A 24,389-nucleotide genomic window follows, 5' to 3' on the forward strand; every position below is an offset into this window, starting at 1 on the left:
TTCACGAGGAGAGCCATGCCCCAGTCCAGTGCACAGCTACGCCGCCCCGCGGGTGTCTCCGGGCCACCTCGCGACCCCGCTCGAGACGCCCTGATCCTGCGCGCAGCGACGGAGCTACTCGCCGAGGGCGGCTATACGGCCCTCACGATGGACAAGGCGGCCGCACGAGCGGGGGTGGGCAAGGCGACCGTCTATCGACGCTGGCCCTCCCGCGCGGAACTCGCCGCCGAGGCCCTCGATCACGCCGGACTCACCGACGACGTCATCCCCGTCACCGATGGGAGCGGCAGTGGAATCGAGCGGGTCCGCGAAGAACTCACCGCCACTCTTGTCAGCGCTCTTGGCGACGAGGACGCTTCCCGGGTCGATCTCGTCTCGGCCCTGCTCGACACCGCTCGCCAAGAGCCGGAGCTTTGCAGCCTGATCCGCAAGCGGTACGTCGACTCCCTGCACCGCGCCGTCGCCGGTGTGCTCGAGCACGCACTACAACGCGGCGACCTGCGACCGCGCAGCAGCGAAAACAGCCACCAGATCGCAGTCTCCGCCGCCATCGCCCTTCTCGTCCACTGGGGAATCGTTCACGACCAACCGGTCAACCGCGACGACGTTGCCCAGATCGTCAACAGCGTCCTGATACCCCTGCTCTCGTGACCGACCTCAATCGGTCCAGCGTCCGCGCCCGCTGATCAGCCAGTCAGGGAGGCCCGTACAGGGATCCACCTGCACGGCGGGGTGCCGCTACCGCGCGATGCCCGGATACGGGCGATGCCCGTTTACGGATCCATTCGGATGTGGTGGGTGGCATCAATGGAGTCTCGGGCGGTAATCGAGTTCCTGAGTCTGGGCGTCCAGCGTCCGGCTCTCGAGCACCTCGAGGTCGAAGTCACCCGCGCCACGATGGGCATGTCCCGCGGACCTTCGTCACCGTAGGCGTTGCTTGGCAGGATGTACAGCCCGTTCGGAGATCGGGTGGGCCTGGCAAGGTGGGAGGACGCGAAGACTTGGGAGACGACGATGAAACAGCGCACTCTGGCCGGTCGGCCAGTTTCAGCGATCGGGCTGGGCGCCATGCCGCTCTCGATGAACAACGACAAGCAGTACCCCTCGCACGAGGAGGCCATTGCCACGGTGCACGCCGCGCTCGATGCCGGTGTAACTCTCATCGACACGGCGGACTGCTACGCGCCGGCATGGGACGAGACCGGCGTGAACGAACGGATCGTCGCCGAGGCGATCCGCACCTGGAGCGGCGACGGTTCGAGCATCTTCGTCGCGACGAAAGGTGGCATCACGCGCAGCGAAGGAGAGGTGTGGGGCCGCGACGGCTCCGCGACGTACCTTCGCCAGGCGGTAGTGCGATCGCTGGAGAACCTCGGGGTGGACACGATCGACCTGTACCAGTACCACCGGCCCGACCGGTGGCTGGTCTACGGCGACGTGATGGCGACGCTCGCGAGTCTGCAGCAGGAGGGGCTCATCCGCGCCGTCGGCATCTCCAACGCGAGCGTCGAAGAGATCGCCATCGCCCGGCAGGTGCTCGGCGACGGAAACCTCGCGAGCGTGCAGAACGAGTTCTCGCCCAAGCATCCCGGAAGCATCGACGAACTGCGGTACTGCGGGGAGCACGCCATCGCGTTCCTCCCCTGGAGTCCGCTCGGCGGCACTGGCGGCGGCGCCCGCGAAGTCGGCAGCCGATTCTCGGCATTCCGCGAGGCCGGCGAGCACCACGGGGTCAGCCCTCAGCAGGTCGTGCTCGCCTGGGAGCTGGCGCTTGACCCCCACGTCATCCCGATTCCGGGTGCGCGCCGCGCCACGTCGATCACCGACTCCGCTCAGGCTGCGGACCTCGAGCTCAGTGCCGACGAAGTCGCTCGCCTATCACGCTCGGTCGGCATCGCCGACTGAGCCAATCCCGATGACATCGAACTAAGCGTCCTGTCATGGCCGTGTCCCGGCCGCTTGGAGTCGTGCCTCACGACCGACTCCAGGCGACCAACGATCGCAGAAGCCCCTGTCTCGTCGCCATCGCCCGCTGAGGGATGCTGCTCGCGCGTGACGGGCGTTCCTGGAGGTCGCGTTGCTGGTTGCGTCGGGTGCCGCATCCATGGTGGGCGCCCGGTGCGCGTCCCGGCGTGGCCTGGTGACTGTCCAGGTCAGGGTCCGCCCATCCAGTGGTCGATGCGGTGCGTGTCGGGTGCGAATCCGTGACCGATTCCCCAGATGACGGCTTGAGTGCGGCTCGAGACACCGACCTTGCGATACGCCGACCGAATATAGGACTTCACCGTGTTGGGGCTGAGGTAGGTGAGCCGTGCCACTTCCGAGTTGCTCTTCCCCTGAGTGATTAGCGCAAGGATTTCGGACTCACGATCCGTGATCCCTTCGAGTCGGCCGGGCCAGTCCGACCCAGGCGCGCTCGCGACGCGGGGAGTGTGATCGCTGACGACCACCTCGCCTGCGTGGACCGCTTCGATCGCCGCGACGAGTTCAGCTGCGGTCAATGTCTTGGACAGGTAGCCGTCGACCCCGAGGCTGCGCGCCGCGTCGATCAACTCGGGCTGGAAATTCCAGGTATAGACGACGACGCGACGTGCTCGAGGGTTCTTCACGAGCGCGGCTATCTCGATGTGATCGGATTCCGGTTGCGCGAAGGAGTCGTAGAGGACGACGTCGACCGCGTCATGCGTCTCGGTGTTCGCGTTGATCTCGGCGACCACGACACGGTCGCGATAGTCGTCGAACATGTGCGCCAGACCCCGGAGAACGACGTCGTAGTCGTCGACCAGCGCCACGGTGACGGGTCGGCAGGGCGGGGAGGCCATTCCTCAGCTTTACACCCGCAGGGGTGTACCAGTACACCCGCAGGGGTGGTTCAGTCGACGTAGTGCCCGCTCCCCGCGCCGCACCACGCGGGCATCGGCTCGAATGCCGCCCGGCGTTCACGAACGAAGGGAAGCAATCATGCTGTGGACCATCCTCGGCCTCATCATCATCGGCCTCATCGCTGGCCTGATCGCACGGGCTGTGATCCCCGGGAAGCAGAGCATGGGCATCCTGCTCACGATTGTTCTGGGACTCGTCGGATCCTTCGTCGGAGGATTCCTCGGATTCCTGATCTTCGGAAGCGACCCCAACGGCGGCTTCTTCCAGGCCTCCGGAATCATCGGCTCAATCTTCGGGGCCATCATCGTGCTGGGCATCTACGTCCTCATCGCGCGTCGCAACGGCACCCCGACTCGTCGACGTTCCTGACAACATCCCCACCGGCCGCGCGGCTGGATACCTCACCCACGGGTACGGGGCTCACGAACCGAAGGGCACGCGCATGGGAACCATCTACTACGGCGGTTCCGCGACACCGATCAACATCGAGGACCGGGCGCTCGCACATCTCAAAGTGGTGATCGCCACCAAGCTGCGACGCAACGAGAGCTTCACCATCTCGTGGATTCACGCGGATGACGCGCCCCGCGGCCGAACCACCGTGTGGCTGCACCCGTCCATCCCGCTCAGGTTCGTCTTCGACGACCCCGAGCCCGAACCCATCAGCAGGGCATGGATCGAAGACCTCGCCAACTCGGCGCACTCGAGCGGCGGGATCATGCTCACCACGGAGCACATCGACCCCCCACCCTCGTCCGCCGACGGCGCACCACAGTTGGTCGAGGTCGCCAGCTGATCGGGGGACGGCGATCCCCGCCGAACACAACCTGCGCGGCCGTCGACGCGCATGCGCGAGGCCCCAGCCTCAAGAAGACTGAAGGCTCATCGTTCAGCCGGCCGACCGAGCATCGGCGGGAGTAGCCGCCGCTCGTTCGCCGCCCGCATGGGGATCCGATGGGAGTGATCGAGCCAAGCCCGGGGAGCACTGATGCGCTGTGTCGCGGAGCGCCTCTTCAGCACGGTCGCGCTGAAGCGCGTCCTGGTCGCGGGTGTGCTGCCCGTCGGCACGCCTCATGACTCGAGCGCGCTCGCGCACGCCGCCAGCGCTCGGCCCAGAGCGACACGCTCGGCCGCGGACAGTCCGGCGATCATGCGCTCCTCGACGTCGTCCACGGTCTGCTGGACGTGGGTGAGGAGATCGTCGCCGGCGGCGGTCAGCACCGTCGGCAGGGCGCGTCCGCTGTCGGGGTGCTCGGGCCGTGCGACCAGATCACGCTCGGACAGCTGCTGGAGCATCGCATTCATCGACTGCCGGGTGACGAAGGTGCTGCGCGCGAGGCCCGCCGCCGAGATGCCGGGCTCGCTTCGGAGGCGGAACAGGCACGAGTACTGCGAGACGGTGAGTCCGTAGGGGCGGAGCGCCTCCTCCATGCGCAGACGGAGGAGCGACTGCGCCTGCTTGAGTGCGTATCCGATCGAGGGCAGCTCGTCCTGCATGTCAGTATCCTTACATACAATAGATGTCAGGACCCTGACATTGAGAAGAGATCATGAGCATTTCCGGACCGGACTTCATCGCCCTGCAGGTGCGCAACCTCGAGCGCGCAGCATCCTTCTACGAGGATGTCGTCGGCTTGTCGCGTGCACCGTTCTCGCCCCCGCACGCGGTGGTCTTCGATACGCGGCCCGCCTTCGCCGTCCGCGAGGCCGCGCCCGGCGTCGACCTCGAAGCCGGTCCACTGGGCCTGGGGGTCGCGCTCTGGATGCACGACCCGGAGTCCGCGACCCGACACGACGCGCTGGCAGCAGCGGGGGCGAAAATCCTCCAGGCGCCGTTCGACGGCCCGTTCGGCACGACCTTCGTGTTCCAGGACCTCGACGGATACGCCATCACCCTGCACGACCGGACCACTCCCGCCTGAGAGCCCCGACCTCGGGAGTCCCCGGATGAGGATCCCGATCCTCAGGAGTGGGGGGCGCAGGGATCGTGAGTGTCTCGAGGACTGCGAGCCTCTGGTTCCGATCGCCGCCAATCTCGACGACGTTCGCTTTGGCGCCGACGACCTCGTCGTCGGCGACGAGATCCAGCAGCACGTCGTTCATCACTTCGCGCAGCGGAAGGTCCTCGTCGACGGGAGCGAAGATCTCAGCGCCCTCGACGAGGGGCAAGACCACGAGGAGGTCAACGTATCGCATCGCTTCTCGGCTCATCTCGATCGATCGTTCGATGAGCTCTCGCGAAGAGGTTGCTCTGTTGAGTTCATCCAGTGCCAGCAGGTATGCGAGGAAGTCGATCGGGCCCCGTTCGGAGACGAGGTGTCCCGCGGTCTGGTCCGGATGGAGTCGGGCCGCCGCGAGACGCAGTTGAGTGGCGAACAACGCCGCGTTCGGGCTGTCCCAGGATTCGTCGACCAGTTCGAACGGATCCGGGAGCACGACGAATTCCGGATGGCGAACGGCGAAGTCAGAGACGAGCGTGCTCTTCCCGCTCGCATGTGTCCCCGAAACGACGATCCGCATGTCGCGACTCTAAGCCGAGGACACGTCTGAGCCGAGGACGCGCGCTGCGTGCGGTGACCCAATGCCCGCCCGGGGACCTCTGCCGAGCCCGCCCGCATGCGGATCGCGCGACCTTGTCCTTGGACTGTGACGTCAACCTTCGAGTAGTGCGTTCCGATGGGACGGGCCGCTCGGGTGGGGTTAGTCGGGGTTGTTGTCGGTGTGCTCGGCGATGTCTGTCAGTTCGAGGACTCGCGCTTCGAGCGCGCGCAGGAGTGGTTCTCGTCGGGTGGTCTTGAGCAGCTCACTGATATAGGACTGCGCGAGACCTGTCGCGACGAGGCCGGCGTAGCCGCTGTCCTCGATTTCGACGACGAGGTCGCTGACGGCGTCTACGTCGTCGGCGACCATTGCGCGAAGGAGTCGTGCCGCGAGGCGTTCCGGTCCGGCCATGTCAGATCCTCCTGCCGTAACTCTGAGGTCGGTCGCCGTGAGATGCGATGAGCGATCAAGGTTGAATACGACCGTTGCCCGCGCGATGGCCCCGGTGTCGAGCGCCGCGCAGTGAGGGGTCTCTCCCGTCGAGAGAACGAGACCCCTCACGCGGGGTCCTCGCTGCGGAGGCGGCCATGATCGCGGCGAGTTCGCCTGCGATCCACACGAGTCGTCGATACGTCCCGGGTGCTCCGCTCTTCATCCGTGCGAGTACCGACGTCGCGGCGCTGGCGCGATCGGCTCCTCGGCGTGAGGCCGCTCGCGGGCACGGTCACGCGTCGATGCTGCGGTTCTCCTGCTGGACGATAGTGTCACCGCTGGTGATGCCGATCTTGCGGGGCTTGGCGCGCTCGGCGATCGGGATGCGCAGGCGCAGCACCCCGGCGGTGTAATCGGCGTCGACGTGCTCGGTGTCGAGGGCGTCGCCCAGCACGAGCTGTCGGCTGAAGACACCCCAGGTGCGTTCGGCAGCGACGGAGTTCGCAGCATCCGGCATCCGGCTCAGTCGTTCGGCTCGGATGGTGAGGACGTTGCGTTCCACGTCGATGTCGAGCTTGTCCGGCTCGATGCCGGGCAGATCGAGTTCGACGACGAACTGGTCGCCCTCGCGCCACGCATCCAGCGGCATGCTCGACGGGCGGCTGACGGTTCCGAACACCTGCTGTGTGAGGCGGTCGAGGTCGCGGAACGGGTCGTGTTGCAGCAGCATTTCGGATCTCCTCCTGTTCACATCGATCGGATGCATCCGCTATCTATATCGAATGCAGTAGATTTTGTATCTCAACTTGGAAAGCAATGCAAGTAGCATTTCCCGTAAATCTCGGAGGTGGTGATGGAGTCAGGTCTCGAGACAGGCCGGACGCGGGGGGTTTACAGCATCGCGATCGCCGCGGAGCTGGTCGGCGTCGGCATCCAGACGTTACGGCTGTACGAATCCCGCGGACTGTTGGACCCCGCCCGCAGCGCGGGTGGGACGCGCCGGTACAGTGATGCCGACATCGACGTGCTCCGGCGCGTCGTCGCCCTCCTCGCGGAAGGCGTCAACCTCGCCGGAGCACGCCGGATCATTCAGCTCGAAGACGACAACCACGCCCTGCGCGCCACCCTCCGACTCACCCGCGGCATCGAGCACCAGTGACAGCACAGAAGGTATCCCCCGACGGGGAGGGCCCAATTTCCGGCGTGGCGAAGTTCGCAGATGCCGCGGATCTTGGGAGCAAGACCCACGCCTTTGAGGAGCTCGTGCGGGCGTGGATCTGCGCGAAGGACAGCCCGGCACAGTAAGGATCGCGTCAGCCGGTCGACATCCCAGATGCGCGACCCTGTCCCCTCAGCGGGCAGTGCCCGTATACGGATCCGACTGCGCTGTCGTTGCCTAGGTGGGTCAATGAACATCGGTGAGCACGGTGGCGATTTGTCGGCGGATGTTCTCGAAGAGCACCTCCGTGTCGGCAGCGATGTTGGTGCTCGCGCTTAGCGTGACGTACATGATTGCGGAGCTGATGCGGGCGATTGTCGCCGCCCGCTCGTGGTCGATTCGGTGCCGGGTGGTGAGGGTGTCGACGATGCTGGTCTCAGTTCTCGCGACGATCTCCAGCGCGGCGGCGTGGTGGGGCTCGGCGGGGTCGCCGAACACCATTTCGCGTAGGTATGTGCGGCCGTTCTCCACCTGGGTGCGGTTGCATTCGATGATCGGGCGCAGGTACGCCATGACGGCGTCGACAGCCGTCGGGGCGGCGGACGCTGCGGCGTGACCTCGGTCGAGCGCGGCGGCGTAGTTCGCGTTCTGGACGAGCAAGAGCAGTTCGCCCTTGGTCTTGGCGTAGAGGAACAGGGTACCGGTGCCGATGTCGGCGGCGTCGGCGATCTGCTGGGTCGTGACATCGTCGACCCCGCGCTCAGCGAACAGCTTGGAAGCCGCGGCCATGATCCGCTCGAGCTTCTGCTGCTTGTTGCGTTCGCGTCTGCCCATGTGCGGCTCGCTCGCCGGCATCATCGTGCCCTCCGAAATAATTACTGACTATGCTCAGTTATGAGTCTAGTCGCGAGTTCGCGATCAGTCCCATCCTTCCACCCGCTCACTGCTTGCTCGAAGAGGACCGCCGTGCCTGATCTCACCTCATCCGTTGTCCTCGTCACCGGCGCGAACGGGGGCATCGGCACCCAGTTCGTACGCAAAGCGCTCGAGCGCGGCTCGAGCAAGGTGTACGCGACCGCCCGCAACCCGCGCGAGTGGGACGACCCTCGCGTGGTTTCGCTGCGATTGGATGTCACCGATCAGGAATCCATTGCTGCGGCGGTCGCCGCGGCACCGGACGTGACAGTACTCGTGAACAACGCGGGTATCTCCCCGTCGACAGCGAGCCTTCTCAACCTGTCCGAGGATGAACTGCGGGAGGGCATGGAGACGAACTTCTTCGGTCCGCTGCGCCTTGCCCGCGCGTTCACACCTGTCCTGGCCGCCGCGCCCGGCGCAGCGCTGATCAACATCCACTCCGTGCTGAGCTGGTTTGCGACGGCCGGGGTGTACAGCGTGTCCAAGGCGGCGCTGTGGTCTGCGACGAACGCGCTCCGCCTTGAACTCGCACCCAGCGGTGTGCACGTCGTCGGCGTGCACGCCGGGTGGGTGGACACCCCGATGGCCGCGCACACATCCGGGCCGAAACTCGACCCCGCGGACCTTGTGCGTCAGGTGTTCGACGCCGTCGAGGCCGACGAGTTCGAGGTGCTGGCGGATGAGGTGTCGACACAGGTCAAGGGGGCGCTCTCGGCTCCGATCGAAGCGCTCTACCCGCAGCTGGCCTCCGCGACCCGCTGACCGCGGCACTCCCGCAACTGGGCCGACAACGACATCACGACAACCGAAGGAACTGAACATGAAGGCATTCACCATCGCCGGGTACGGTCTGCCGCTGCTGGCGGCCGACCTCCCCGAACCGACACTGGGCGCGCACGACGTGCTCGTCGACGTGAGGGCAACAAGCATCAATCAACTCGACATCAAGATCGCGGAAGGCGCATTCAAGGCCTTCCTCCCCCACCCGTTCCCCCTGACACTGGGGCACGACGTTGCGGGGATCGTGACCGCGACCGGCGCGAACGTGACCCGGTTCACGACCGGTGACCGCGTCTACGGGCGCGTCCGAGACGGACGAATCGGCACCTTCGCGGAACGCATCGCGGTCGCCGAAGACGACCTCGCCGTCGCCCCCACCTCGATCAGCCTCGAGGAAGCGGCATCCCTTCCGCTGGTCGCGCTCACCGCCTGGCAGGCGCTCGTCGAACTCGGCAACGTGCAACCCCGGCAGAAGATCCTCATCCACGCCGGCGCCGGTGGCGTCGGATCCATCGCCATCCAGATCGCCAAACACCTCGGAGCCATCGTCGCGACGACCGTCAGCGCCGCCAACGCGGATCTTGCCCGCAGCCTCGGCGCCGACATCACGATCGACTACCGCACCCAAGACTTCGAGAACGAACTCACCGGGTTCGACCTCGTCCTCGACAGCCTCGGCGGCGAGAACCTGCACAAGTCACTCCGCGTCCTCCGCCCAGGCGGACGCGCCATCGGCATCTCCGGCCCACCCACCCCAGCCTTCGCACGCAGCATGGGCGCGAACCTCATCGTCCGTGCGGTGATCTCCCGGCTCAGCGCCATGACCCGCAGGCACGCCCGCACCCTCGGTGTCGACTACGACTTCCTCTGGATGCGCGCCAGCGGCGAACAGCTTACAAAGATCACGGACCTCGTCGACACCGGCATCATCCGCCCGGTCGTCGCCCAGACCTACCCGTTCGAGCAGACCCCCGAGGCTCTCGCCGCACTCACCACGGGAGGCCACCCCGGCAAGATCGTCACCCACCGCGACTAGCCACACCACCTACCGCCGCGCTCAGCCCCGACCAACAGACCGCAAGGCGAATGCGACGCGCCCCACCTTCGGGCGTGCCCGCAAGAGGATCCACCAGGGGAGTCTCCGATCGCTTCAGGCCAGGTTGCTGCCGCTGCCTGACGATCCGTTGTGTTGAGTCTTGACCGTTTCCGTAGGAGTGCTGGTCGTTCAGAATCCCGGGCAGCTCAAACTGACCGCTGAAAGAAGCCCGCTTGGTAGAGCCGCTCGAGCCGACGCACCGTGAAGGGGTGCGACCTCTGCAGTTGCGCCAGTCCGACCCAGAAACCCCTCAGCTTCGTGGCCTGCCGAAGCAGCTGGCCGATGTCCACGACGTTCTCGGTGTAGCGTCCTGACGCTAGGAGCACCAGTCCCGTCTCACCGTTAGGCGACAGATAGGCACCGTGCCGGTCGCTGGAGTACTCGCGCAGCCGTGACAAGGTCGGTCCGAGCACTGGGATGATTCCGGAATAGGCGATCGCAATCTGGTACCAGAGCGACACGTGATGCAAGCGAATGTGACCCAATTCGTGCCCGAGGATGAACCGCAGACCGTCCCGGTTGTTGTTGTAGAGGTTGACGAACAACTCGTTGGACAACACCACGTAATCGTGACCGGTCGCTTGTGCCGCAAACGCATTCAGGGCGCCGTTGCCGTTCGTGAGATAAATGTCCGGCCGGCGGGGTAGACCTAGGGCAGTTGCGAATTCGTCGGCGGTCTGAAAGAGCTCTGGAAACTGACTGGGTGACAGCTCGACGGCAGTCCCCCGAACGGACGCGCGTTGAATCTCTCTGATTGCGATCAGGAAGGGGACGAACAGCAGGAGGCCGATGTAGGCCGTGCGGATCGCTGGCGCCCAGCCGGTGTCTTTGAGTCGCTCCGGCAAGAACGGCAGGAACCAGGCGAGGTTGACGATCAACGCGACAATCAAGACGTTCAAGACGACCATCAGGACGAAGAACGGAACCTCTGCCGGGTGTCGGAGGGACCGCGCCGGTTGTGGCTGCTCTGCACGGGGCGACATCGAGGGCTCCTCCCGTCCCTGCGGATAAAACGCCTCACACTATCGCGACCCGGTGGCGTATTCGCGACATAGATCGCCCGCCGGGGGTGTCGCTTTCGTTCACCGACGCTTGTGGACCCCCTCGATCAACGACCACTGAACATCCGAGATGCGTCTGGGGCCGCGACTCTTGACGCCTCAGGGCGTCATGCGGATTTCGCCGCCGATCGTCGCGCCGGTCGAGACGACCACATCACCGTCTTCCGACTCGATGACGTTGCCGGTGATGACAGCGGTCCTTCCGACGCCGATGCTGCCGCCCCCCAGCTCTCGGGCCGTTCCGTTCACACGACCGTGCACGACGAGTGCGCCGAGGTCGTGCTCGATGACGTCCCCGGTGGTGCCGGTGGGGTCGGTGGTCCTGCCCTTCACGTATTTGTCGACGTAGAGATTCCCGCCGTCATACTCAGCCACGCGGCCGCGGACTGTACCGAGAACCAGGACGTTGCCGGAACCTTGCTCCTTCACGTTCCCGTCGACGGTCCCACGCACGGTGAGGGCGCCGGCGTCGGCTTCGGCAATCGCGCCGCGGACATGACCGTTGACCGACAGGTTCCCAGTGCCCTGCTCGGAAACGTCTCCGCGGACCTCGGATCCCTCGTAGATGGCGACGCCTCCAGCGCCTGTCTGGCGGACATCTACGACGACGGTCGCGCGGACGATGCTGATCGCGCCGTCGGTGACGCGGACGGACTGGGTGACGACCGACCCACCGCGCAGCGTCACGTCACCGGTCACGATCAGGTTCCCGGACACTCTTGCGCCCGCGCCGACGACGACGTCGCCGTGCACCCTCAGGTCACCGACGTACGTCGTGCCCTTCGGGACGGTGAAGTCACCTTCGTGCACAGAAGTGGCGGCGTTCGCGGCGGCGGGAAGGCCGACAGCGAGCAGGGCGGCGCAGGTGGCTACGGTCAGGATGCGAGATATTTTCAACGTCGTGCCCTTCATGGCTTGCCGGGAACTCCGTTGACCCGATCTACCCACCGTAACCCGCGGCTCACGGCCTCGCTCTTTAAGGCCCGTAACCAACGACGAAGTCTGGGCCGAGCTCGTGTTGAACCCGCTCGACCAGAGCCAGTCCCTCGCGTCGGAAGTCCCGCTCGGCCTTCATCCTCTGGAAAAACGATTGGGAGCCATCTTCGCCGTACGTATCGTTCCAGCTGAGAAGGTCGGATACGAGCTGGCGCGATAGAGGGAGCGACGAAGGACTGAGCCCTCCTGGCGGTCGCCCGGGCGTGCGTTCCCAGATAGGGAAGGCGTGGTAATCAGCCATTACCACCACTCTTCGCGGCGTCATGTGTTTCCTATCGGTCGGTCTCGCCCATCGATGCGATCTGGATGAGGTTGCCGACGGTGTCATCGAAAACGGCGGTCGTCATCGGTCCCATGCTTGTCGGCGGCTGGACGAATTCGACGCCGTGGGCGACGAGCCTGTCGTATTCGGCCTGCACATCATCCACGGCGAAAGACGTCCATGGGATGCCGTCAGCCACTAGGGCGTCGCGGAAGGGCGCGACGGCGGGATGGTCGGCCGGCTCCAGCGAGATCTGCATGCCGTTCGGGTCGTCCGCCGACGCGACGGTCAACCAACTGTGCTCGCCCATCGGTATGTCGGCGGCCACGACGAACCCGAGGACGTCGGTATAGAACGTGAGCGCCGTGCGCTGGTCGCTGACGAAGATGGACATCACGGTGATCTTCATGGTGTTTCCTCCTGCTGGTACTGCGATGGCCACCGCTCGGCGATCTGCGCGAGCGGACGGGTGTCGAGAGTGAGGATCCGGTAGCGTCCACGACGCTCTGAGTGGACGAGGCCGGCCTGCTCGAGCACGTCCAGATGCTGCGAGATCGCCTGACGTGTAGAACCCAGGCCGTGACGCATCGTCAGGCGCCCGCACAGTTCGAACAGCGTCTGCCCATTTCGATCGACGAGCTCATCGAGGATGGCGCGGCGGGTACTGTCGCTGAGCGCCTGGAAAACGTCCGCCATGCCGTCACAATAGGCAAGTATCCGCTTGCATGTCAACCACCGACCTACTTTGGCAGGATGCGTGGAGAGGCGAGACCGCCGCGATCGAGCGCAGAGACACGATCTCCGAACGGGAATCGGTGCGCGGCTGTTCTCGCCGTTCCCGCCACACTCACTAAGAGGCCACCTGATGGTGGCCTCCCACATCGAGGAGCCACCTTTGCTCAATTCGGATCTCGATCCTGTCCGGTACGAATGGCGCGGATCGTTTGGCAACCAAGAAGTCAACGCCCTGCACGCTGAGGCGTTCGAACACCGACTCGCCGACGTCGACTGGGATGGCCAACTCGGTCGCCTCAGCCTCGGCTGGGTGACCGCCCGCGACGACCAGGGACTCGTCGGCTTCGTCAACATCATTTGGGACGGCCTCGTCCACGCGTTCGTCCAGGACACGATCGTCGCAGTTCGCGCACGGCGGCGAGGTGTTGGGGTCCGGCTGATCGAAGTGGCCCGCGATTCCTCCGCAGCCGCAGGATGCGAATGGCTGCACGTCGACTTCGAACCCCATCTCACAGACTTTTACTTCGACGCCTGCGGGTTCGCGCCAACGAACGCGGGGCTCATGAGACTCCGCTGAAGGAGCCTCGCTAGCCGCCGAGGACGCGGTCCAGTTTCGCGAAGGTACGACGCCAGCCGTCGGCGTAGTCGTGATCCGATGCACCACGGAGTTCACGGTGCACGAAACGCATTCGCGTTCCGGTTCCATCCCCCGCGAGGACGATATGCACTCGAGACGGCGTGTTGGTCTCGCTGAGCCACGACCAGGTGAACTCCAGCTCAGTCGGCTCGTCGACGCGGAGGTACTCGCCGCTGCTGGTGTGAAGGTCGCCGCTGGAATCTCGGAATGAGATGTCGAAACGGCCGCCTGGTCGCACGTCGAGGGCCGCCGACGTGACGACACCATCGGGGTCGGAGCCCCACCAGAGACGCATAATCTCTGGATCCGTCCAAGCGCGCCAAACGTCCTTCTGGCTGGCGTCGAAGCGGTGATCCACCGTGATCGACGTTGCGGGCTCCACGGGCTGGGCGCCTGTCGCGACCGGCCGATGCGGCATGTTCGACCACTGGCTCCATGATCCGGGATACACGGCCACCTCGATCCCCGATGCCGCCCCGGCGAGCGCTGTGTGTGCGGCGGTGATGCCTGAGCCGCAGTAGGCGGCGACGGCCGTTCCGGCTGTGACCCCGACGCTCTCGAACGCTGCTCGGATCGTCGCCGGCGACGCGAAGCTGTCACCGGCGAGCACGGCGTCGGCGGGCAGGTTCATCGCGCCCGGGATGTGCCCCGCCACGGGATCGTACGGCTCGATCTCACCCCGGTAGCGTTCGGGCGCGCGGGCGTCGATCAGCACGCCGCGCCGCGGCCAGGCGGCGGCCTCGTCGATCGAGAGCCCGCCGCCGGGGTTGTCGAGCAGGATCGATCCCCGGACGGGTTCGACCTCGCCCGTCTCGAGAGGCAGTCCGGCCGCCCGCCACGCCGAAAGACCGCCGTCGAGCACCCGTACGTCGACGACGCCCGCGCCGCGCAGCAGCCACCACGCGCGCGCCGCGGCGACCGAGCGATAGTCGTCGTAGACGACCACCGCATCGCCATCGTGGAGACCCCATCGACGGGCGGCATTCTCGAGCGTCTCCCGCGATGGCAGCGGATGCCGTCCGTCAGACGGGGCGCCGTGCGTCGCGAGTTCCGTGTCCATGTCGACATACACCGCGCCCGGGATGTGTCCCGCCTCATAGTCCGCGCGACCGTCCGGCTTGTCGAGCCGATAGCGGACGTCGAGGAGACGGATGCCGCCTCCGGCCTCGAGCAGCTCAGAAAGGTCGTCGGCAGAGATGAGCGGAGAGCGGGACACACCTGCATCCTCACACGGCGTCGGGTCGCACGCATCGAGTACTGAAGCCGGATACCGTTGCCGCATGTTCTGGCGGACGTACGGCTCGGTGATCGGATGGATGCTCGGCGTCGGGATCGTGGTCGGCGGACTGTTTCTGTTCGTCGTCTTCGGCTGGCTCGTCCCGCCTGACCGTGGCGAAGAGTCGGTCATCGTGGTGCTTCCCGCGTACGGCGGGTTCTTCGGCGCGCTCACCGCGGCATCCGCGAGCCTGACGTACGCAACCTGCCTGGCGCTGTGGACGCGGCGCAGACGTCGCTCGATCGCGTCGCGCGCGTGGGTCGGCGGGCTCTCGTCAGCTGTCGGTGCGCTCGGGTTCTGGCTGATCTTCGGGTTCGTGCTGAGCGGGCCATACGGACTGGCGGTCTGGGGTGCGATGCTCGGCGGTGCATCCGCCATCCTTGCCATGTCGGTCGCAGTGCCACTCACCGTTCGCGCGGCCCGGCGTGCACGAGAGCAGCTACGCGGTGGCGAGAGCCTCGACGAAGCGTCCGTCGACGAGATGGACGACTCCGTGCACGCGCGGGAGGTGGACGAGGTCGTGGGTGACCAGCAGCGTTGACGTGTCCAGCTCGTCGGTCAGCCGCAGGATGAGCTCGATGATGCTGGCTCCGCGTTCCTGGTCGAGAGCACTCGTCGGCTCGTCGATCAGCAGCACGCTCGGGTCATTCATCAGCGCTCGAGCAATGTTGACGCGTTGACGTTGCCCACCAGAGAGCTGGTGCGGCCTCTTATCGCCCTGGTCCTTGAGCCCGACGGCATCCAGAAGCACTCCTGCGCGGGCGGCGGCCTGGGCGCGGTTGCGTCGGCTGTGCCGGGCGCCGAGCTCGTTCATGACCGTCAGCTGTTCGCGGGCGGTGAGCGAAGGGATCAGGTTGGATTGCTGGAAGACGATCCCGATGCGGTCTCGGCGCAGTTCGGTTGCGTCGCCGGCGTTCAGCATGGTCGCGTCGATGTCGTCGATCAGGACCTGCCCGGAGTCCGGTCGGATCAGGGTGGCGGCGACGGCGAGGAGGCTGGACTTGCCCGAGCCACTCGGGCCGGTGATGCCGGTCACCGTTCCCGGGTGAGCAGTGAGCGACACGTCGTCGACGGCGGCGATGCGGCTCTCCCCATCAGGGAACGTCAGGGTGATGTGGTTCAGGCGGATCATCGGTTGCTCCCAAGGGCGGTGAGGGGGTCGGCGGAGGTGACGGAGCGCAGTGCGAACGCGGCCCCGGCGAGGCCGAGAACGGTCATGATCACGCCCGGCAGGATTGTCGTGATCGGGCTGAGGAGGAATGGCAGTGCGGTGCCGGCGAGGGCGCCGAACAGCGCGACGAGGCCCAAGCCGATTCCGATGCCCACCAGCAGCACGATCAGCGCTTGACCGAGCGCGTCACGCACCAGGGATCGGGTACTGGCGCCGACCGCTTTGAGGACGGCGATGTCGCCCTTTCGCTGCATCGTCCAGACGGTGAAGAACGCGCCGATGACCAGCCCTGAGATGCCGAACAGCATGGCGACCATCAGCAGCAAGGAGCCGATTTCGGAGCGGAATGCGCTCAACGCCGTCAAGGATCCGAGCGCACTCTCGGACACCGTGCTGTTCGCGGCGTCGGCGGCATCCCAGTCGGGACTGCCGGTGACGGCGAGCACAGTGGCAAACGTGTCCGGGTTTCCGGTGGCCGCGGAGTAGGCCTGCCAGTCGTGAAGAGTCATCTCGACGACGGGGGTGTGGCTGTACCAGCCGTCGCCGCCGATCGTCTCGACGGCATAGGTGGTGCCGGCGATCGTGATGTCATCCCCGGTCGTCACCTCGAGGGCTTTCGCGGCGGGGTCCGACAGGCCGAGATGACCGTTCTTCGAGGGTGCGCCGGCGTCGAAACCGGGCTCCACACCGAACACGGCGATCGACGCGCGGATGCCGTCGGCCTCGCCGTGGGTCTGGCTGATCCCCACAGGCTCGACGGCGGTGACCCCGGCCGTGCCGGCCCAATCGGCTGCCTGCTGTCTCGTGATGGTGGAGTCGGAGAAGCTGGGTGAGCTCTCGCCGATCGCCGGCGCCGAGAAGACGACACGATCGCCCGGAAGAGCGAGCACGGCCGAGATGTTCTGAGTGGCGAGCCCGCCCGTCAATCCGCTGAGGAACCCGACGAGAACGGTGATGAGGGCGACGACGGAACCGATGAGGATGAACCGGCCCCGTGCGAAGCGGAGATCGCGTAACGCGACGAACATGGTGTGCCTTTCCTGCCGCCGAGTGCGGCGATTACTCCACTCTCGCCGTCCGCCGCGACCCGGTCATCGGCCGCTCGGCCACCCTTCACCGCCCGGAGTGTGGAGTCACTCATCGTCCTTTCGGACGATGCCCGTTCCGGGCGTCGCGCGTAGAGTTCAGCCCATGCCGCATACCGCATTGACCCCCGTTTTCGTGGGTCTCCGCACCGGCTTGCACGCCTTGTTCGCCGCCCTCGCCGTGCTGGTCATCGTGCGCGCACTCGTCGCTCCCACTGATGCGAGCGTCACCGTCATCGGCCTCACCCTGCTCCTCGGGGTCACCTATGCACTGGGATCGGTTGTGACCCGGCACACCGAGGCACGATGGCTGCTGCGGTCGGGCTGGCTGATCCTCCTCACGCTGGAGTGGGTCCTTCTGGTGTGGCTGACCCCGGATGCCGCCTACCTGGTGTTTCCGCTGTTCTTCCTCTATCTCCATCTCCTTGGCCGATGGTGGGGGTCCGCGGCAATCCTGGTGTCCACGATCATCGCGATCTGCGCCCTCGGACTGCACAGCGGGTGGACCGTCGGTGGGGTCATCGGCCCGCTGGTGGGCGCCGGCGTCGCACTGCTGATCGGACTCGGCTACCAGGCCCTCGCCCGCGAGGCAGCGGAGCGAGAAGCGCTCGTCAGGGAATTGATCGCGACGCGAGGGCTCCTCGCCGCGACCGAACACGAATCGGGTGTGCTCGCCGAACGCGCCCGACTCGCGCGCGAGATTCACGACACCCTGGCGCAGGGTCTGTCCAGCATCCAGATGCTGCTCCACGCCGCAGAACGTGCCGACCCCGGCCGCCCCGGCATCGAGCACATCCATCTTGCCCGCGAAACCGCCGCAGCCAACCTCGCCGAAGCACGGCGGTTCATCCGTGAACTCACCCCTCCCCAGCTCGACGACCAGACCCTGGCAGGGGCGCTCCGCCGGCTCGCCCGCACTCAATGGGCACCGCAGGGGCTCGACGTGCAGGTGCGCGTCTCCGACGCGCTCGTCCTTCCGATGCACTTGCAGACCGCGCTGCTGCGCATCGCGCAGGGGGCGATCGCGAACGTCATCCAGCACGCCCATGCGTCGACAGCGACCATCACGATCGCTGTCGACCACGATCAGCTTCGCTTCACCGTCGCCGATGATGGGATCGGATTCGACCCCTCGCAGACTCTGGACGAGGCGGCGGAGAAATCGGACTCGTTCGGACTGCGAGCCGCATCCGAGCGGGTGCAACAGCTCGGCGGAACGCTCACCATCGATGCGGCACCCGGCCGCGGCTCGATCGTGGCCGTCGATCTCACCCTGACGGAGCACGCATGATCCGCCTCGTGATCGCCGACGACCACCCCATCGTCCGCGCCGGCCTCATCGCCCTCTTCAGCCTCGAGGACGACTTCGAAGTCGTCGGCGAAGCCGGCACGCCCGACGAAGCGGTGGCCGCCGCCGAACGAGAGAATCCGGATGTCGTGCTCATGGACCTCCAGTTCGGCGCGCACTCCGCCGTCAACGGGGCGGCCGCCACCCGACGCATCCGCGCACTGGACGCTGCGCCCTACGTTCTGATCCTGACGAACTACGACTCGGATGCTGACATCCTCGGCGCCGTCGAAGCGGGCGCCAGCGGCTACTTGCTCAAGGACGCGCCACCGCACGAACTCACCGCGGCGGTCCGGGCGGCCGCCGCCGGAGAAAGCGCGCTTGCACCGGTGATCGCCTCACGCCTGCTGGAGCGGATGCGGGCACCGCAGGCCAGTCTGAGCTCACGCGAGCTCCAGGTCCTCGAGCTCGTCGCCTCGGGACACTCGAACACCGACATCGCCGCCGAACTCTTCGTCAGCGAGACGACAGTGAAATCTCACCTCGCCCACATCTTCACCAAGCTCGGCGTCGCTTCCCGAACCGCCGCCGTCTCAACGGCCCGACAGCGCGGAATTCTGCGGTGAAACGGCAGGTCAGTCGACGACCTCGCCATCGCGGAACAGCGGTAGGAGCTTGTCGAGGGACTGCTCGAGTCCCTGTCGTGACATCTCGAGGGGCTCCGCCGTCTCGTAGCCCGATTCGACGATCCGCATGCGCGTGCGCTCGCTCGGGAGCCCTTCGAACGTGATGACGTGCGCGACCTCCGCCGGCACTCCGGGTGGGACGCGCGGGTCACCTGGCGCAAGCGCGGCGCCCTCAGCATCCGCGAATCGGAACGTGAACTCCAACCTGTGCGGCTCGTCCACCACCGTGTAGGTCCACGTGCTGAACATCTCGGGAAAGCCCCAGTCGGGTGCGGCCATCGACACGAGCGAGACGCCGGACACGCGCACATCCATCCGTGCGGTGGGGCACGTGAACCCCGACGGCCCCCACCACCGACTCAGGACGTCACTGTCGGTCCACGACCTCCACGCGACGGCCGGCGGTGCGTCGATCTCGCGTTCGGCTTCGACGGTGAATCCGTCTTCGCCTCGGGAATCCTCAGCCATGGCGACACCCTCCTGTTCGGTGATCAGGGGCGGTCCGCTCTGACCATATTCTGGGCGCTCGGGGTTCGTCCACCACCCCTACCGCGGCCACGGATGCGGGTCTACACTCCGGTCGGGGGCCACGTTCGCGCGCCCGAATCGCCGATGCGCTGCGCTGGGCCGGCGCGGGGATGACAACGCCTCCGGACTGGAAATCATCATGTTCGAGAACCTGATGGCGACGGCGGTGCTTCCGGCAGCGGACATCGATCGAGCCAAGGCGTGGTGGCACGACGTGCTCGGCCGCGACCCGGCATATGCCGACGACGAAGGCTACAACCTGTTCTACGACGTCGGCGGAACCATGGTGCTGGTGTACCGGACCGACTTCGCAGGCACGGCCCAGAACACGGCGTTCAACCTCGTGACGGACGACATCGATCGTGACGTGACGGCGCTGCGCACGCACGGGGTGGTGTTCCACGACTACGACATGCCTGGGCTGAAGACCGTCGAGGGCATCGCCGACCTCGGCGACGAGCGCAGTGCGTGGTTCAGCGACAGCGAGGGCAACATCTTCGCGCTCAGCCAGCCGAGCGCCGAGATGATGGAGATGGCGAGGAAGCTGCGCGCCGATACAACCGGGTGAGCCCCGATCGGGCACGGTCTCACGCGACGGTGGCGTGGACTAGTCGCCCCACTGGTCTTTCGTCGTCGCATACTCGACGGCACCGAGTTCGCTGCCGTCGCGGTGGTCGTCGTCGTCATAGAAGGTTCGGACGTACTCAAGGCCCGCTGAGGCCATGGTTGCCCGGGATCGTTCGTTCACGGTCATGGTGAGGGCGAAAACGCGGTGCATGCCGAGGTCCTGGAAAGCGTGCCGCACCATCTCGCGTGCACCCTCCGTGGCCAGCCCCTTGCCCCAGTGCGGCCGGAGCAGTCGGTACCCCAACTCGGCCTGACCCGGGACGAGGGTCTCCTCTCCCCAGCCGGCGGGCTGCAACAGCCACCAGCCGACGAACTCGTCGTCGACGAACCCGACCCAGAAGCCGAGCCCCTCCACCGCCTGTGCTGTCGCGAGCCGGAGTCCGTGAGCCACCTCGACCTGGGCGCGAGTGCGTCCGTCGCCGGACAGATACCGCATCACCTCCGGGTCGGAGTCCAACCCGACCTCGAGTTCCAGATGCTCATCGCCCAAGGGGATCAGTCGGATTCGGTCGGTCTGCAACGTCGCCTGAGACACAGAGCAATGATGCACCACCCGGATCCGCCATCTCGCTTGACCCTCACACCGTGTCATGCTCGAGCGTGGCTCTCACCATGTACACCATCGGAGAATTCGCCGCCTTCGGGCGGGTGAGCGTGCGGATGCTGCGACACTACGACGCGATCGGGCTGCTGACGCCCGCGCGCGTCGACCAGGCGACCGGGTACCGACGGTACTCGACCGAGCAGCTGACCGATCTGCTGCAGCTCGTCGAGCTGCGTGAGCTCGGCATCGGACTCGACGCGATCGCCGACGTGCTCGGCGCCGGAGACCGCTCCGACGCCCTGCGCGCAGCCCTGGCGTCGCGGCATGCCGAGCTCGCGGCATCCGTCGCGGACGACACCGCGCGCATCGCTCGCATCGAGCGGCGACTTCTCACTCTGGAAGGAGAGACCATGATCGATGTCGACTACCGCCCCGTGGAGGCCGTCACCCTCTACGCCACCTCGACGGTGGCGGAGGGAGGACCGGCGGGTGTGCCCGCTGCGATCGCCGGCGCCATAACCGGACTCGACGCCGCCCTGGAAACCGCACGGCGCCCACTGAACGAGCCCGGCGTGTTCTGGTACGAACCCATCGAGGGCACCGACGACCTGGGGGTGCACATCTCGTACACCGCCGACGAGCCGCCGGTGCCCGGCGCCGGGTACGAGGTGGTGACGCTGCCTGCCGTCCCGACCATGGCGACGCTGATCCATCGCGGAGACATGACCGGCATCGGCGAATCCTGGGGCGCCCTCATGCAGCAGGTCGTCGCCGACGGCTACCGCATGACCGGTCTCTGCCGCGAGGTCTACCTCGTCGCGGACGGCCACGAGCCCGGCCCTGACTGGGTCACCGAGCTGCAGGTCCCGGTCGAGCGAGCGTGACCCAGCTCCCGGTCGGGTGCGCCGCTGGGCGCGCTCGGCCGGGCGGTCCGGCCGAGGTACTTGAAATCTCGGTTGGGGCAGGCGCACAGTGGAACCCAAAGAGGGAGGCCCCATGCGCGACTGGATGGCTCAACCGGATGTCATGCCGATCCTCTCCCCTGGTCGGCACCGTTCACCGCGGCGCGGAGCCTGCTTCATGGAATTCGCCTCGTACCTCGCTGGGGAGCGTTGGAGCGACCACCCGGCGTGCACGCACGGCACCCTCGCGCACCTCGCGCGACTCGTGAACGACCGGACGGGGGAAGCCGGCCGTGCCCGGCTCACGCCCCTCATTCCGTCGGTGGTCGGCCTCACGACGGACGACCCGCTTCTGGACGTCCTGCTGACCCTGCGAGCTGCGAGCGCCGCTCTGCCCATCGCCGCGGAGGATCGCCAGCGTTCCCAGGCCGTGGGTATTCGCGCCGCCCTGAGGGCACTCGGGGAACGGGACCGGGAGTTCGTCGCGGAGTGGCGCGAGCTGGCGGAGTCCGCCCTCCGGACCGCCCCCGCGGCCGATGCCTGGGCCATCCACTTCAGCGAGCAAGTCGGTCCGGGCCGCCCGGACATGACCGTGCGGCAGTGCCGGCACATCGTGACTCTCGCCGTCGACGGGATCGCGGACGCGTGCTGCGATGACCCCGACGAGCGACTCGTCGCACTGCTCACCGACGCCGTGTCGGACACGGCGCGTTTCGTCGCCGCGACGCGCAGAGCAGCGGATGTCGACACTCAGACGAGGGTCCCGGTCACCGTCTAGGCGACAGCCGCACCATCCGTTCGGCGCATCGCCTCAGTGGAGCGTGTCGCCCCGCTGGAGCATCGCGACGTACTCGGCGACGCGGGCCGCACGCGACTCCGGTCGCTTCAGGTTGCCGACGCGGAACGCCATCGCGAAGCGGTTCTGCGCGGACTGCGCCGCGAACGCGGCAGCGATCGCCGGGTCGGCGTCGAGTGCCGCCTTGAGTTCGGCCGGGATCTCCCCATCGCGCTGACGATAGGCGGCGTCCCACCGCCCATCCGCCTTCGCACGCTCGATCTCCCGATGGCCGGCGGGCCGCATCCGACCCTCCTCGATCAGACGTGCGACGTGCTCGATGTTGACCTTCGACCACAGTCCGCGCGGGCGGCGCGGGGTGAACACCTGCAGGAAGTAATCAGCATCCATCGACTGCTTCTGCCCGTCGATCCAGCCGAAGCACAGCGCGACGTCGAGCGCTTCGGCGTAGGTGATGCCCGGCTTGCTCGTCGCCGCCTTGCGCAGGCGCAGCCGCACCCCGTCAGGATCAGGATCGGACTCCAGCCACCGCTCCCACTCTTCGACGGTGTCGACATGCAGCTCAGGCTTGGCGGAGACGGCGACCATCCCCGAACGGTACTACGGCTCGGTGGTGCGGATCAGACCGCAGTTCACGCACGACCAGACGACGAGGAACTTCTCATCGTCGAGGATCTCGAACCTCAGCTGGTCGCCGCAGGTCGGGCAGACCCAGGGCGGAACAGCAGATGCTTCCATCGGCCCAGCCTATTGACGGGCGGGAGCACCACCCGCACAACTAGCATGTGGTCCGTGACGAGCAGCGACTACTGGGATGCCGAGATGGCGAGGCGGTATGACGAGGGTTCCGCCGCCATGTTCGCACCCGAGGTGCTCGAGCCCGTCGTGGACACTCTGGCCGAGCTGGCCGGCGACGGCGCGGCACTCGAGTTCGCGATCGGGACGGGCAGGGTCGGCATCCCACTGCTCGAGCGGGGTGTCCGCGTGCACGGCATCGAGCTCTCGCAGCCCATGGTCGACCAGCTGCGCGAGAAGGTCGACGCCACGCACCTGCCTGTCACGACGGGCGACATGGCGACGACCGTCGTCGACGGTGAGTTCTCGCTCGTCTACCTCGTGTTCAATTCGATCGGCAACCTCCGCACGCAAGAGGAGCAGGTCACGTGCTTCCGCAATGCCGCCCGGCACCTGGCTCCCGGTGGCCGGTTCGTCATCGAGCTGTGGGTTCCGGGTATCCGTCGCATGCCGCCGGGACAGAACGCCGTGCCGTTCAACGTCGACGACCGACATCTCGGATTCGACACGTACGACGTGGTCACGCAGCAGGGCACGTCGCACCACTACTTCCGCAACGACGACGGGTCCGTCGGCTACGGAGCATCGAACTTCCGCTACATCTGGCCCGCCGAGTGCGATCTGATGGCGCAGCTGGCCGGGCTCGAGTTCGAATCGCGCGCTGCCGACTGGCACGGCACCCCGTTCATGGCTGACAGCGAGAGCCACGTCTCGGTGTGGCGGAAGCCGGTCGACGCCGCCCTTCCGCAGACTGAGCGCCCTCAGAGGCCGTGACCCTGTATTCCGGTCTCGGTACTGTGTGACGCATGTCTGTGTCAGGGGTAGGCGGAATCTTCTTCCGCAGTCGAGATCCGGAAGCTCGGGCTGCCTGGTACCGAGAGCATCTGGGCATCGAGGCGGGCTCCGACTCGGTGTGGCAGCAGGAGGCGGGCATGACCGTCTTCGCGCCGTTCGCCGCTGACAGCGACTACTTCGCCGCCGACCAGCCGTTCATGCTCAACCTCAGGGTCTCGGGTCTCGACGAGCTGGCGGCGCGCCTGGAAGCAGCCGGGATTTCTGTCGAGCGTCGCCCCGAGTGGGAGACCGAATACGGCCGCTTCGTGCGCATCCACGACCCGGAGGGGCTCCCGCTGGAGCTGTGGGAACTGCCCGAATAGCGCGTCCCCCGTGCGAAGCGACGCGCGTCGAACA

At 66.7% G+C, this 24,389-nt stretch carries 33 protein-coding genes; 16 read left to right on the forward strand and 17 right to left on the reverse strand.

Annotated features, from left to right (window positions below):
• The first annotated feature begins 15 nt into the window (after positions 1-15).
• Positions 16-651 (forward strand): TetR/AcrR family transcriptional regulator, encoded by a 636-nt coding sequence (locus Microterr_RS11270; RefSeq protein WP_263797842.1) that lies wholly within the window; start codon positions 16-18, stop codon positions 649-651.
• Positions 652-1,014: 363 nt separating this feature from the next.
• Positions 1,015-1,905, forward strand: coding sequence for an aldo/keto reductase (locus Microterr_RS11275; protein ID WP_263797841.1), 891 nt, complete (start codon positions 1,015-1,017; stop codon positions 1,903-1,905).
• A gap of 248 nt (positions 1,906-2,153) precedes the next feature.
• On the opposite strand, the gene Microterr_RS11280 is transcribed toward Microterr_RS11275, so the two are convergent.
• Positions 2,154-2,822 (reverse strand): response regulator transcription factor, encoded by a 669-nt coding sequence (locus tag Microterr_RS11280; RefSeq protein ID WP_263797840.1) that lies wholly within the window; start codon positions 2,820-2,822, stop codon positions 2,154-2,156.
• A gap of 139 nt (positions 2,823-2,961) precedes the next feature.
• Here Microterr_RS11280 and Microterr_RS11285 point away from each other — a divergent pair, with 139 nt between their 5' ends.
• Both Microterr_RS11285 and Microterr_RS11290 read left to right on the forward strand, forming a co-directional pair.
• Positions 2,962-3,252, forward strand: a complete 291-nt coding sequence (locus tag Microterr_RS11285; protein WP_263797839.1) for a GlsB/YeaQ/YmgE family stress response membrane protein — start codon at positions 2,962-2,964, stop codon at positions 3,250-3,252.
• Positions 3,253-3,325: 73 nt separating this feature from the next.
• Positions 3,326-3,679 carry a DUF7882 family protein gene (locus Microterr_RS11290; protein WP_263797838.1) on the forward strand — a complete coding sequence of 118 codons (354 nt, stop codon included), beginning with the start codon at positions 3,326-3,328 and terminating at the stop codon, positions 3,677-3,679.
• Between the two features lie 275 nt (positions 3,680-3,954).
• On the opposite strand, the gene Microterr_RS11295 is transcribed toward Microterr_RS11290, so the two are convergent.
• Positions 3,955-4,380 (reverse strand): MarR family winged helix-turn-helix transcriptional regulator, encoded by a 426-nt coding sequence (locus Microterr_RS11295; protein WP_263797837.1) that lies wholly within the window; start codon positions 4,378-4,380, stop codon positions 3,955-3,957.
• A 53-nt stretch (positions 4,381-4,433) separates the two neighbouring features.
• Between Microterr_RS11295 and Microterr_RS11300 the strand changes: the two genes are divergently transcribed.
• A complete protein-coding gene (locus Microterr_RS11300; protein ID WP_263797836.1) occupies positions 4,434-4,805 on the forward strand; it encodes a VOC family protein in 372 nt (123 codons plus the stop codon).
• On the opposite strand, the gene Microterr_RS11305 is transcribed toward Microterr_RS11300, so the two are convergent.
• From Microterr_RS11305 to Microterr_RS11315, 3 genes are all read right to left on the reverse strand, one after another.
• Positions 4,774-5,403: an ATP-binding protein gene (locus Microterr_RS11305; protein ID WP_263797835.1), complete on the reverse strand. Its 630-nt coding sequence runs from the start codon at positions 5,401-5,403 to the stop codon at positions 4,774-4,776. The two genes, Microterr_RS11300 and Microterr_RS11305, sit on opposite strands and share 32 nt — an antisense overlap.
• 180 nt (positions 5,404-5,583) lie before the next feature.
• A complete protein-coding gene (locus Microterr_RS11310; protein WP_263797834.1) occupies positions 5,584-5,985 on the reverse strand; it encodes a hypothetical protein in 402 nt (133 codons plus the stop codon).
• 163 nt (positions 5,986-6,148) lie between these two features.
• Entirely contained in the window at positions 6,149-6,586 is a 438-nt protein-coding gene (locus Microterr_RS11315) for an Hsp20/alpha crystallin family protein (protein ID WP_263797833.1), read from the reverse strand.
• 123 nt (positions 6,587-6,709) lie between these two features.
• On the opposite strand from Microterr_RS11315, the gene Microterr_RS11320 reads away from it, so the two are divergent.
• A complete protein-coding gene (locus Microterr_RS11320) occupies positions 6,710-7,015 on the forward strand; it encodes a MerR family transcriptional regulator (RefSeq protein ID WP_263797832.1) in 306 nt (101 codons plus the stop codon).
• A 246-nt stretch (positions 7,016-7,261) separates the two neighbouring features.
• On the opposite strand, the gene Microterr_RS11325 is transcribed toward Microterr_RS11320, so the two are convergent.
• Positions 7,262-7,870 (reverse strand): TetR/AcrR family transcriptional regulator, encoded by a 609-nt coding sequence (locus Microterr_RS11325; RefSeq protein ID WP_404810182.1) that lies wholly within the window; start codon positions 7,868-7,870, stop codon positions 7,262-7,264.
• 111 nt (positions 7,871-7,981) lie between these two features.
• On the opposite strand from Microterr_RS11325, the gene Microterr_RS11330 reads away from it, so the two are divergent.
• On the forward strand, positions 7,982-8,695 hold the full coding sequence (locus Microterr_RS11330) for an SDR family oxidoreductase (RefSeq protein ID WP_263797829.1): 714 nt from the start codon (positions 7,982-7,984) through the stop codon (positions 8,693-8,695).
• Positions 8,696-8,753: 58 nt separating this feature from the next.
• Complete coding sequence (locus Microterr_RS11335; RefSeq protein WP_263797828.1) at positions 8,754-9,749, forward strand: NADP-dependent oxidoreductase; 996 nt, start codon at positions 8,754-8,756, stop codon at positions 9,747-9,749.
• A 206-nt stretch (positions 9,750-9,955) separates the two neighbouring features.
• Here Microterr_RS11335 and Microterr_RS11340 read toward each other — a convergent pair whose 3' ends face one another.
• The 4 genes from Microterr_RS11340 to Microterr_RS11355 form a co-directional block, all read right to left on the reverse strand.
• Positions 9,956-10,792 carry a M48 family metallopeptidase gene (locus Microterr_RS11340; protein ID WP_263797827.1) on the reverse strand — a complete coding sequence of 279 codons (837 nt, stop codon included), beginning with the start codon at positions 10,790-10,792 and terminating at the stop codon, positions 9,956-9,958.
• 177 nt (positions 10,793-10,969) lie between these two features.
• Positions 10,970-11,782, reverse strand: coding sequence for a hypothetical protein (locus Microterr_RS11345; RefSeq protein ID WP_263797826.1), 813 nt, complete (start codon positions 11,780-11,782; stop codon positions 10,970-10,972).
• 356 nt (positions 11,783-12,138) lie between these two features.
• A complete protein-coding gene (locus Microterr_RS11350) occupies positions 12,139-12,537 on the reverse strand; it encodes a VOC family protein (RefSeq protein ID WP_263797825.1) in 399 nt (132 codons plus the stop codon).
• On the reverse strand, positions 12,534-12,824 hold the full coding sequence (locus tag Microterr_RS11355; RefSeq protein WP_263797824.1) for an ArsR/SmtB family transcription factor: 291 nt from the start codon (positions 12,822-12,824) through the stop codon (positions 12,534-12,536). The genes Microterr_RS11350 and Microterr_RS11355 overlap by 4 nt, the downstream gene beginning before the upstream one ends.
• 169 nt (positions 12,825-12,993) lie before the next feature.
• Here Microterr_RS11355 and Microterr_RS11360 point away from each other — a divergent pair, with 169 nt between their 5' ends.
• Positions 12,994-13,440, forward strand: a complete 447-nt coding sequence (locus Microterr_RS11360) for a GNAT family N-acetyltransferase (protein ID WP_263797823.1) — start codon at positions 12,994-12,996, stop codon at positions 13,438-13,440.
• Between the two features lie 10 nt (positions 13,441-13,450).
• Here the strand turns inward: Microterr_RS11360 and Microterr_RS15495 are convergent, their stop codons facing one another.
• The 3 genes from Microterr_RS15495 to Microterr_RS11380 form a co-directional block, all read right to left on the reverse strand.
• Entirely contained in the window at positions 13,451-14,950 is a 1,500-nt protein-coding gene (locus Microterr_RS15495) for a rhodanese-like domain-containing protein (RefSeq protein WP_344046741.1), read from the reverse strand.
• A gap of 265 nt (positions 14,951-15,215) precedes the next feature.
• Positions 15,216-15,908 carry an ABC transporter ATP-binding protein gene (locus tag Microterr_RS11375; protein ID WP_263797822.1) on the reverse strand — a complete coding sequence of 231 codons (693 nt, stop codon included), beginning with the start codon at positions 15,906-15,908 and terminating at the stop codon, positions 15,216-15,218.
• The gene (locus Microterr_RS11380) at positions 15,905-16,975 is read right to left on the reverse strand and encodes an ABC transporter permease (protein ID WP_263797820.1); all 1,071 of its coding nucleotides are present in this window, start codon (positions 16,973-16,975) and stop codon (positions 15,905-15,907) included. The genes Microterr_RS11375 and Microterr_RS11380 overlap by 4 nt, the downstream gene beginning before the upstream one ends.
• A gap of 163 nt (positions 16,976-17,138) precedes the next feature.
• Here Microterr_RS11380 and Microterr_RS11385 point away from each other — a divergent pair, with 163 nt between their 5' ends.
• Together Microterr_RS11385 and Microterr_RS11390 are read left to right on the forward strand one after the other, a co-directional pair.
• On the forward strand, positions 17,139-18,323 hold the full coding sequence (locus Microterr_RS11385) for a sensor histidine kinase (protein ID WP_263797819.1): 1,185 nt from the start codon (positions 17,139-17,141) through the stop codon (positions 18,321-18,323).
• Complete coding sequence (locus Microterr_RS11390; RefSeq protein WP_263797818.1) at positions 18,320-18,946, forward strand: response regulator transcription factor; 627 nt, start codon at positions 18,320-18,322, stop codon at positions 18,944-18,946. The genes Microterr_RS11385 and Microterr_RS11390 overlap by 4 nt, the downstream gene beginning before the upstream one ends.
• Before the next feature lie 9 nt (positions 18,947-18,955).
• Here the strand turns inward: Microterr_RS11390 and Microterr_RS11395 are convergent, their stop codons facing one another.
• Entirely contained in the window at positions 18,956-19,474 is a 519-nt protein-coding gene (locus tag Microterr_RS11395; RefSeq protein ID WP_263797817.1) for an SRPBCC family protein, read from the reverse strand.
• A 199-nt stretch (positions 19,475-19,673) separates the two neighbouring features.
• Here Microterr_RS11395 and Microterr_RS11400 point away from each other — a divergent pair, with 199 nt between their 5' ends.
• Positions 19,674-20,102, forward strand: a complete 429-nt coding sequence (locus Microterr_RS11400; RefSeq protein ID WP_263797816.1) for a VOC family protein — start codon at positions 19,674-19,676, stop codon at positions 20,100-20,102.
• 39 nt (positions 20,103-20,141) lie between these two features.
• Here the strand turns inward: Microterr_RS11400 and Microterr_RS11405 are convergent, their stop codons facing one another.
• A complete protein-coding gene (locus tag Microterr_RS11405) occupies positions 20,142-20,753 on the reverse strand; it encodes a GNAT family N-acetyltransferase (RefSeq protein ID WP_263797815.1) in 612 nt (203 codons plus the stop codon).
• Positions 20,754-20,773: 20 nt separating this feature from the next.
• Between Microterr_RS11405 and Microterr_RS11410 the strand changes: the two genes are divergently transcribed.
• Both Microterr_RS11410 and Microterr_RS11415 read left to right on the forward strand, forming a co-directional pair.
• The gene (locus Microterr_RS11410) at positions 20,774-21,589 is read left to right on the forward strand and encodes a MerR family transcriptional regulator (protein WP_281974199.1); all 816 of its coding nucleotides are present in this window, start codon (positions 20,774-20,776) and stop codon (positions 21,587-21,589) included.
• Between the two features lie 196 nt (positions 21,590-21,785).
• Positions 21,786-22,385: a hypothetical protein gene (locus Microterr_RS11415; protein ID WP_263797813.1), complete on the forward strand. Its 600-nt coding sequence runs from the start codon at positions 21,786-21,788 to the stop codon at positions 22,383-22,385.
• A gap of 33 nt (positions 22,386-22,418) precedes the next feature.
• Here the strand turns inward: Microterr_RS11415 and Microterr_RS11420 are convergent, their stop codons facing one another.
• The gene (locus Microterr_RS11420; protein WP_263797812.1) at positions 22,419-22,991 is read right to left on the reverse strand and encodes a YdeI/OmpD-associated family protein; all 573 of its coding nucleotides are present in this window, start codon (positions 22,989-22,991) and stop codon (positions 22,419-22,421) included.
• Positions 22,992-23,003: 12 nt separating this feature from the next.
• On the reverse strand, positions 23,004-23,141 hold the full coding sequence (locus Microterr_RS11425) for a hypothetical protein (RefSeq protein ID WP_263797811.1): 138 nt from the start codon (positions 23,139-23,141) through the stop codon (positions 23,004-23,006).
• Between the two features lie 54 nt (positions 23,142-23,195).
• On the opposite strand from Microterr_RS11425, the gene Microterr_RS11430 reads away from it, so the two are divergent.
• Positions 23,196-23,972 carry a class I SAM-dependent DNA methyltransferase gene (locus Microterr_RS11430; protein WP_263797810.1) on the forward strand — a complete coding sequence of 259 codons (777 nt, stop codon included), beginning with the start codon at positions 23,196-23,198 and terminating at the stop codon, positions 23,970-23,972.
• A gap of 32 nt (positions 23,973-24,004) precedes the next feature.
• The gene (locus Microterr_RS11435; protein ID WP_263797809.1) at positions 24,005-24,355 is read left to right on the forward strand and encodes a VOC family protein; all 351 of its coding nucleotides are present in this window, start codon (positions 24,005-24,007) and stop codon (positions 24,353-24,355) included.
• The last annotated feature ends 34 nt before the right edge of the window (positions 24,356-24,389 follow it).

The sequence above is a fragment of the Microbacterium terricola genome (assembly GCF_027943945.1).
Taxonomy (GTDB): Bacteria; Actinomycetota; Actinomycetes; order Actinomycetales; family Microbacteriaceae; genus Microbacterium; species Microbacterium terricola.

Bases quoted from the DNA above. Each gene is read 5' to 3' on its own strand.
- Microterr_RS11270 (WP_263797842.1), top strand. From the start codon at position 16: ATGCCCCAGTCCAGTGCACAGCTACGCCGCCCCGCGGGTGTCTCCGGG.
- Microterr_RS11275 (WP_263797841.1), top strand. From the start codon at position 1,015: ATGAAACAGCGCACTCTGGCCGGTCGGCCAGTTTCAGCGATCGGGCTG.
- Microterr_RS11280 (WP_263797840.1), bottom strand. From the start codon at position 2,822: ATGGCCTCCCCGCCCTGCCGACCCGTCACCGTGGCGCTGGTCGACGAC.
- Microterr_RS11285 (WP_263797839.1), top strand. From the start codon at position 2,962: ATGCTGTGGACCATCCTCGGCCTCATCATCATCGGCCTCATCGCTGGC.
- Microterr_RS11290 (WP_263797838.1), top strand. From the start codon at position 3,326: ATGGGAACCATCTACTACGGCGGTTCCGCGACACCGATCAACATCGAG.
- Microterr_RS11295 (WP_263797837.1), bottom strand. From the start codon at position 4,380: ATGCAGGACGAGCTGCCCTCGATCGGATACGCACTCAAGCAGGCGCAG.
- Microterr_RS11300 (WP_263797836.1), top strand. From the start codon at position 4,434: ATGAGCATTTCCGGACCGGACTTCATCGCCCTGCAGGTGCGCAACCTC.
- Microterr_RS11305 (WP_263797835.1), bottom strand. From the start codon at position 5,403: ATGCGGATCGTCGTTTCGGGGACACATGCGAGCGGGAAGAGCACGCTC.
- Microterr_RS11315 (WP_263797833.1), bottom strand. From the start codon at position 6,586: ATGCTGCTGCAACACGACCCGTTCCGCGACCTCGACCGCCTCACACAG.
- Microterr_RS11320 (WP_263797832.1), top strand. From the start codon at position 6,710: ATGGAGTCAGGTCTCGAGACAGGCCGGACGCGGGGGGTTTACAGCATC.
- Microterr_RS11325 (WP_404810182.1), bottom strand. From the start codon at position 7,870: ATGCCGGCGAGCGAGCCGCACATGGGCAGACGCGAACGCAACAAGCAG.
- Microterr_RS11335 (WP_263797828.1), top strand. From the start codon at position 8,754: ATGAAGGCATTCACCATCGCCGGGTACGGTCTGCCGCTGCTGGCGGCC.
- Microterr_RS11340 (WP_263797827.1), bottom strand. From the start codon at position 10,792: ATGTCGCCCCGTGCAGAGCAGCCACAACCGGCGCGGTCCCTCCGACAC.
- Microterr_RS11345 (WP_263797826.1), bottom strand. From the start codon at position 11,782: ATGAAGGGCACGACGTTGAAAATATCTCGCATCCTGACCGTAGCCACC.
- Microterr_RS11350 (WP_263797825.1), bottom strand. From the start codon at position 12,537: ATGAAGATCACCGTGATGTCCATCTTCGTCAGCGACCAGCGCACGGCG.
- Microterr_RS11355 (WP_263797824.1), bottom strand. From the start codon at position 12,824: ATGGCGGACGTTTTCCAGGCGCTCAGCGACAGTACCCGCCGCGCCATC.
- Microterr_RS11360 (WP_263797823.1), top strand. From the start codon at position 12,994: ATGGTGGCCTCCCACATCGAGGAGCCACCTTTGCTCAATTCGGATCTC.
- Microterr_RS11375 (WP_263797822.1), bottom strand. From the start codon at position 15,908: ATGATCCGCCTGAACCACATCACCCTGACGTTCCCTGATGGGGAGAGC.
- Microterr_RS11380 (WP_263797820.1), bottom strand. From the start codon at position 16,975: ATGTTCGTCGCGTTACGCGATCTCCGCTTCGCACGGGGCCGGTTCATC.
- Microterr_RS11385 (WP_263797819.1), top strand. From the start codon at position 17,139: ATGCCGCATACCGCATTGACCCCCGTTTTCGTGGGTCTCCGCACCGGC.
- Microterr_RS11390 (WP_263797818.1), top strand. From the start codon at position 18,320: ATGATCCGCCTCGTGATCGCCGACGACCACCCCATCGTCCGCGCCGGC.
- Microterr_RS11395 (WP_263797817.1), bottom strand. From the start codon at position 19,474: ATGGCTGAGGATTCCCGAGGCGAAGACGGATTCACCGTCGAAGCCGAA.
- Microterr_RS11400 (WP_263797816.1), top strand. From the start codon at position 19,674: ATGTTCGAGAACCTGATGGCGACGGCGGTGCTTCCGGCAGCGGACATC.
- Microterr_RS11405 (WP_263797815.1), bottom strand. From the start codon at position 20,753: ATGACACGGTGTGAGGGTCAAGCGAGATGGCGGATCCGGGTGGTGCAT.
- Microterr_RS11410 (WP_281974199.1), top strand. From the start codon at position 20,774: ATGTACACCATCGGAGAATTCGCCGCCTTCGGGCGGGTGAGCGTGCGG.
- Microterr_RS11415 (WP_263797813.1), top strand. From the start codon at position 21,786: ATGGAATTCGCCTCGTACCTCGCTGGGGAGCGTTGGAGCGACCACCCG.
- Microterr_RS11420 (WP_263797812.1), bottom strand. From the start codon at position 22,991: ATGGTCGCCGTCTCCGCCAAGCCTGAGCTGCATGTCGACACCGTCGAA.
- Microterr_RS11425 (WP_263797811.1), bottom strand. From the start codon at position 23,141: ATGGAAGCATCTGCTGTTCCGCCCTGGGTCTGCCCGACCTGCGGCGAC.
- Microterr_RS11435 (WP_263797809.1), top strand. From the start codon at position 24,005: ATGTCTGTGTCAGGGGTAGGCGGAATCTTCTTCCGCAGTCGAGATCCG.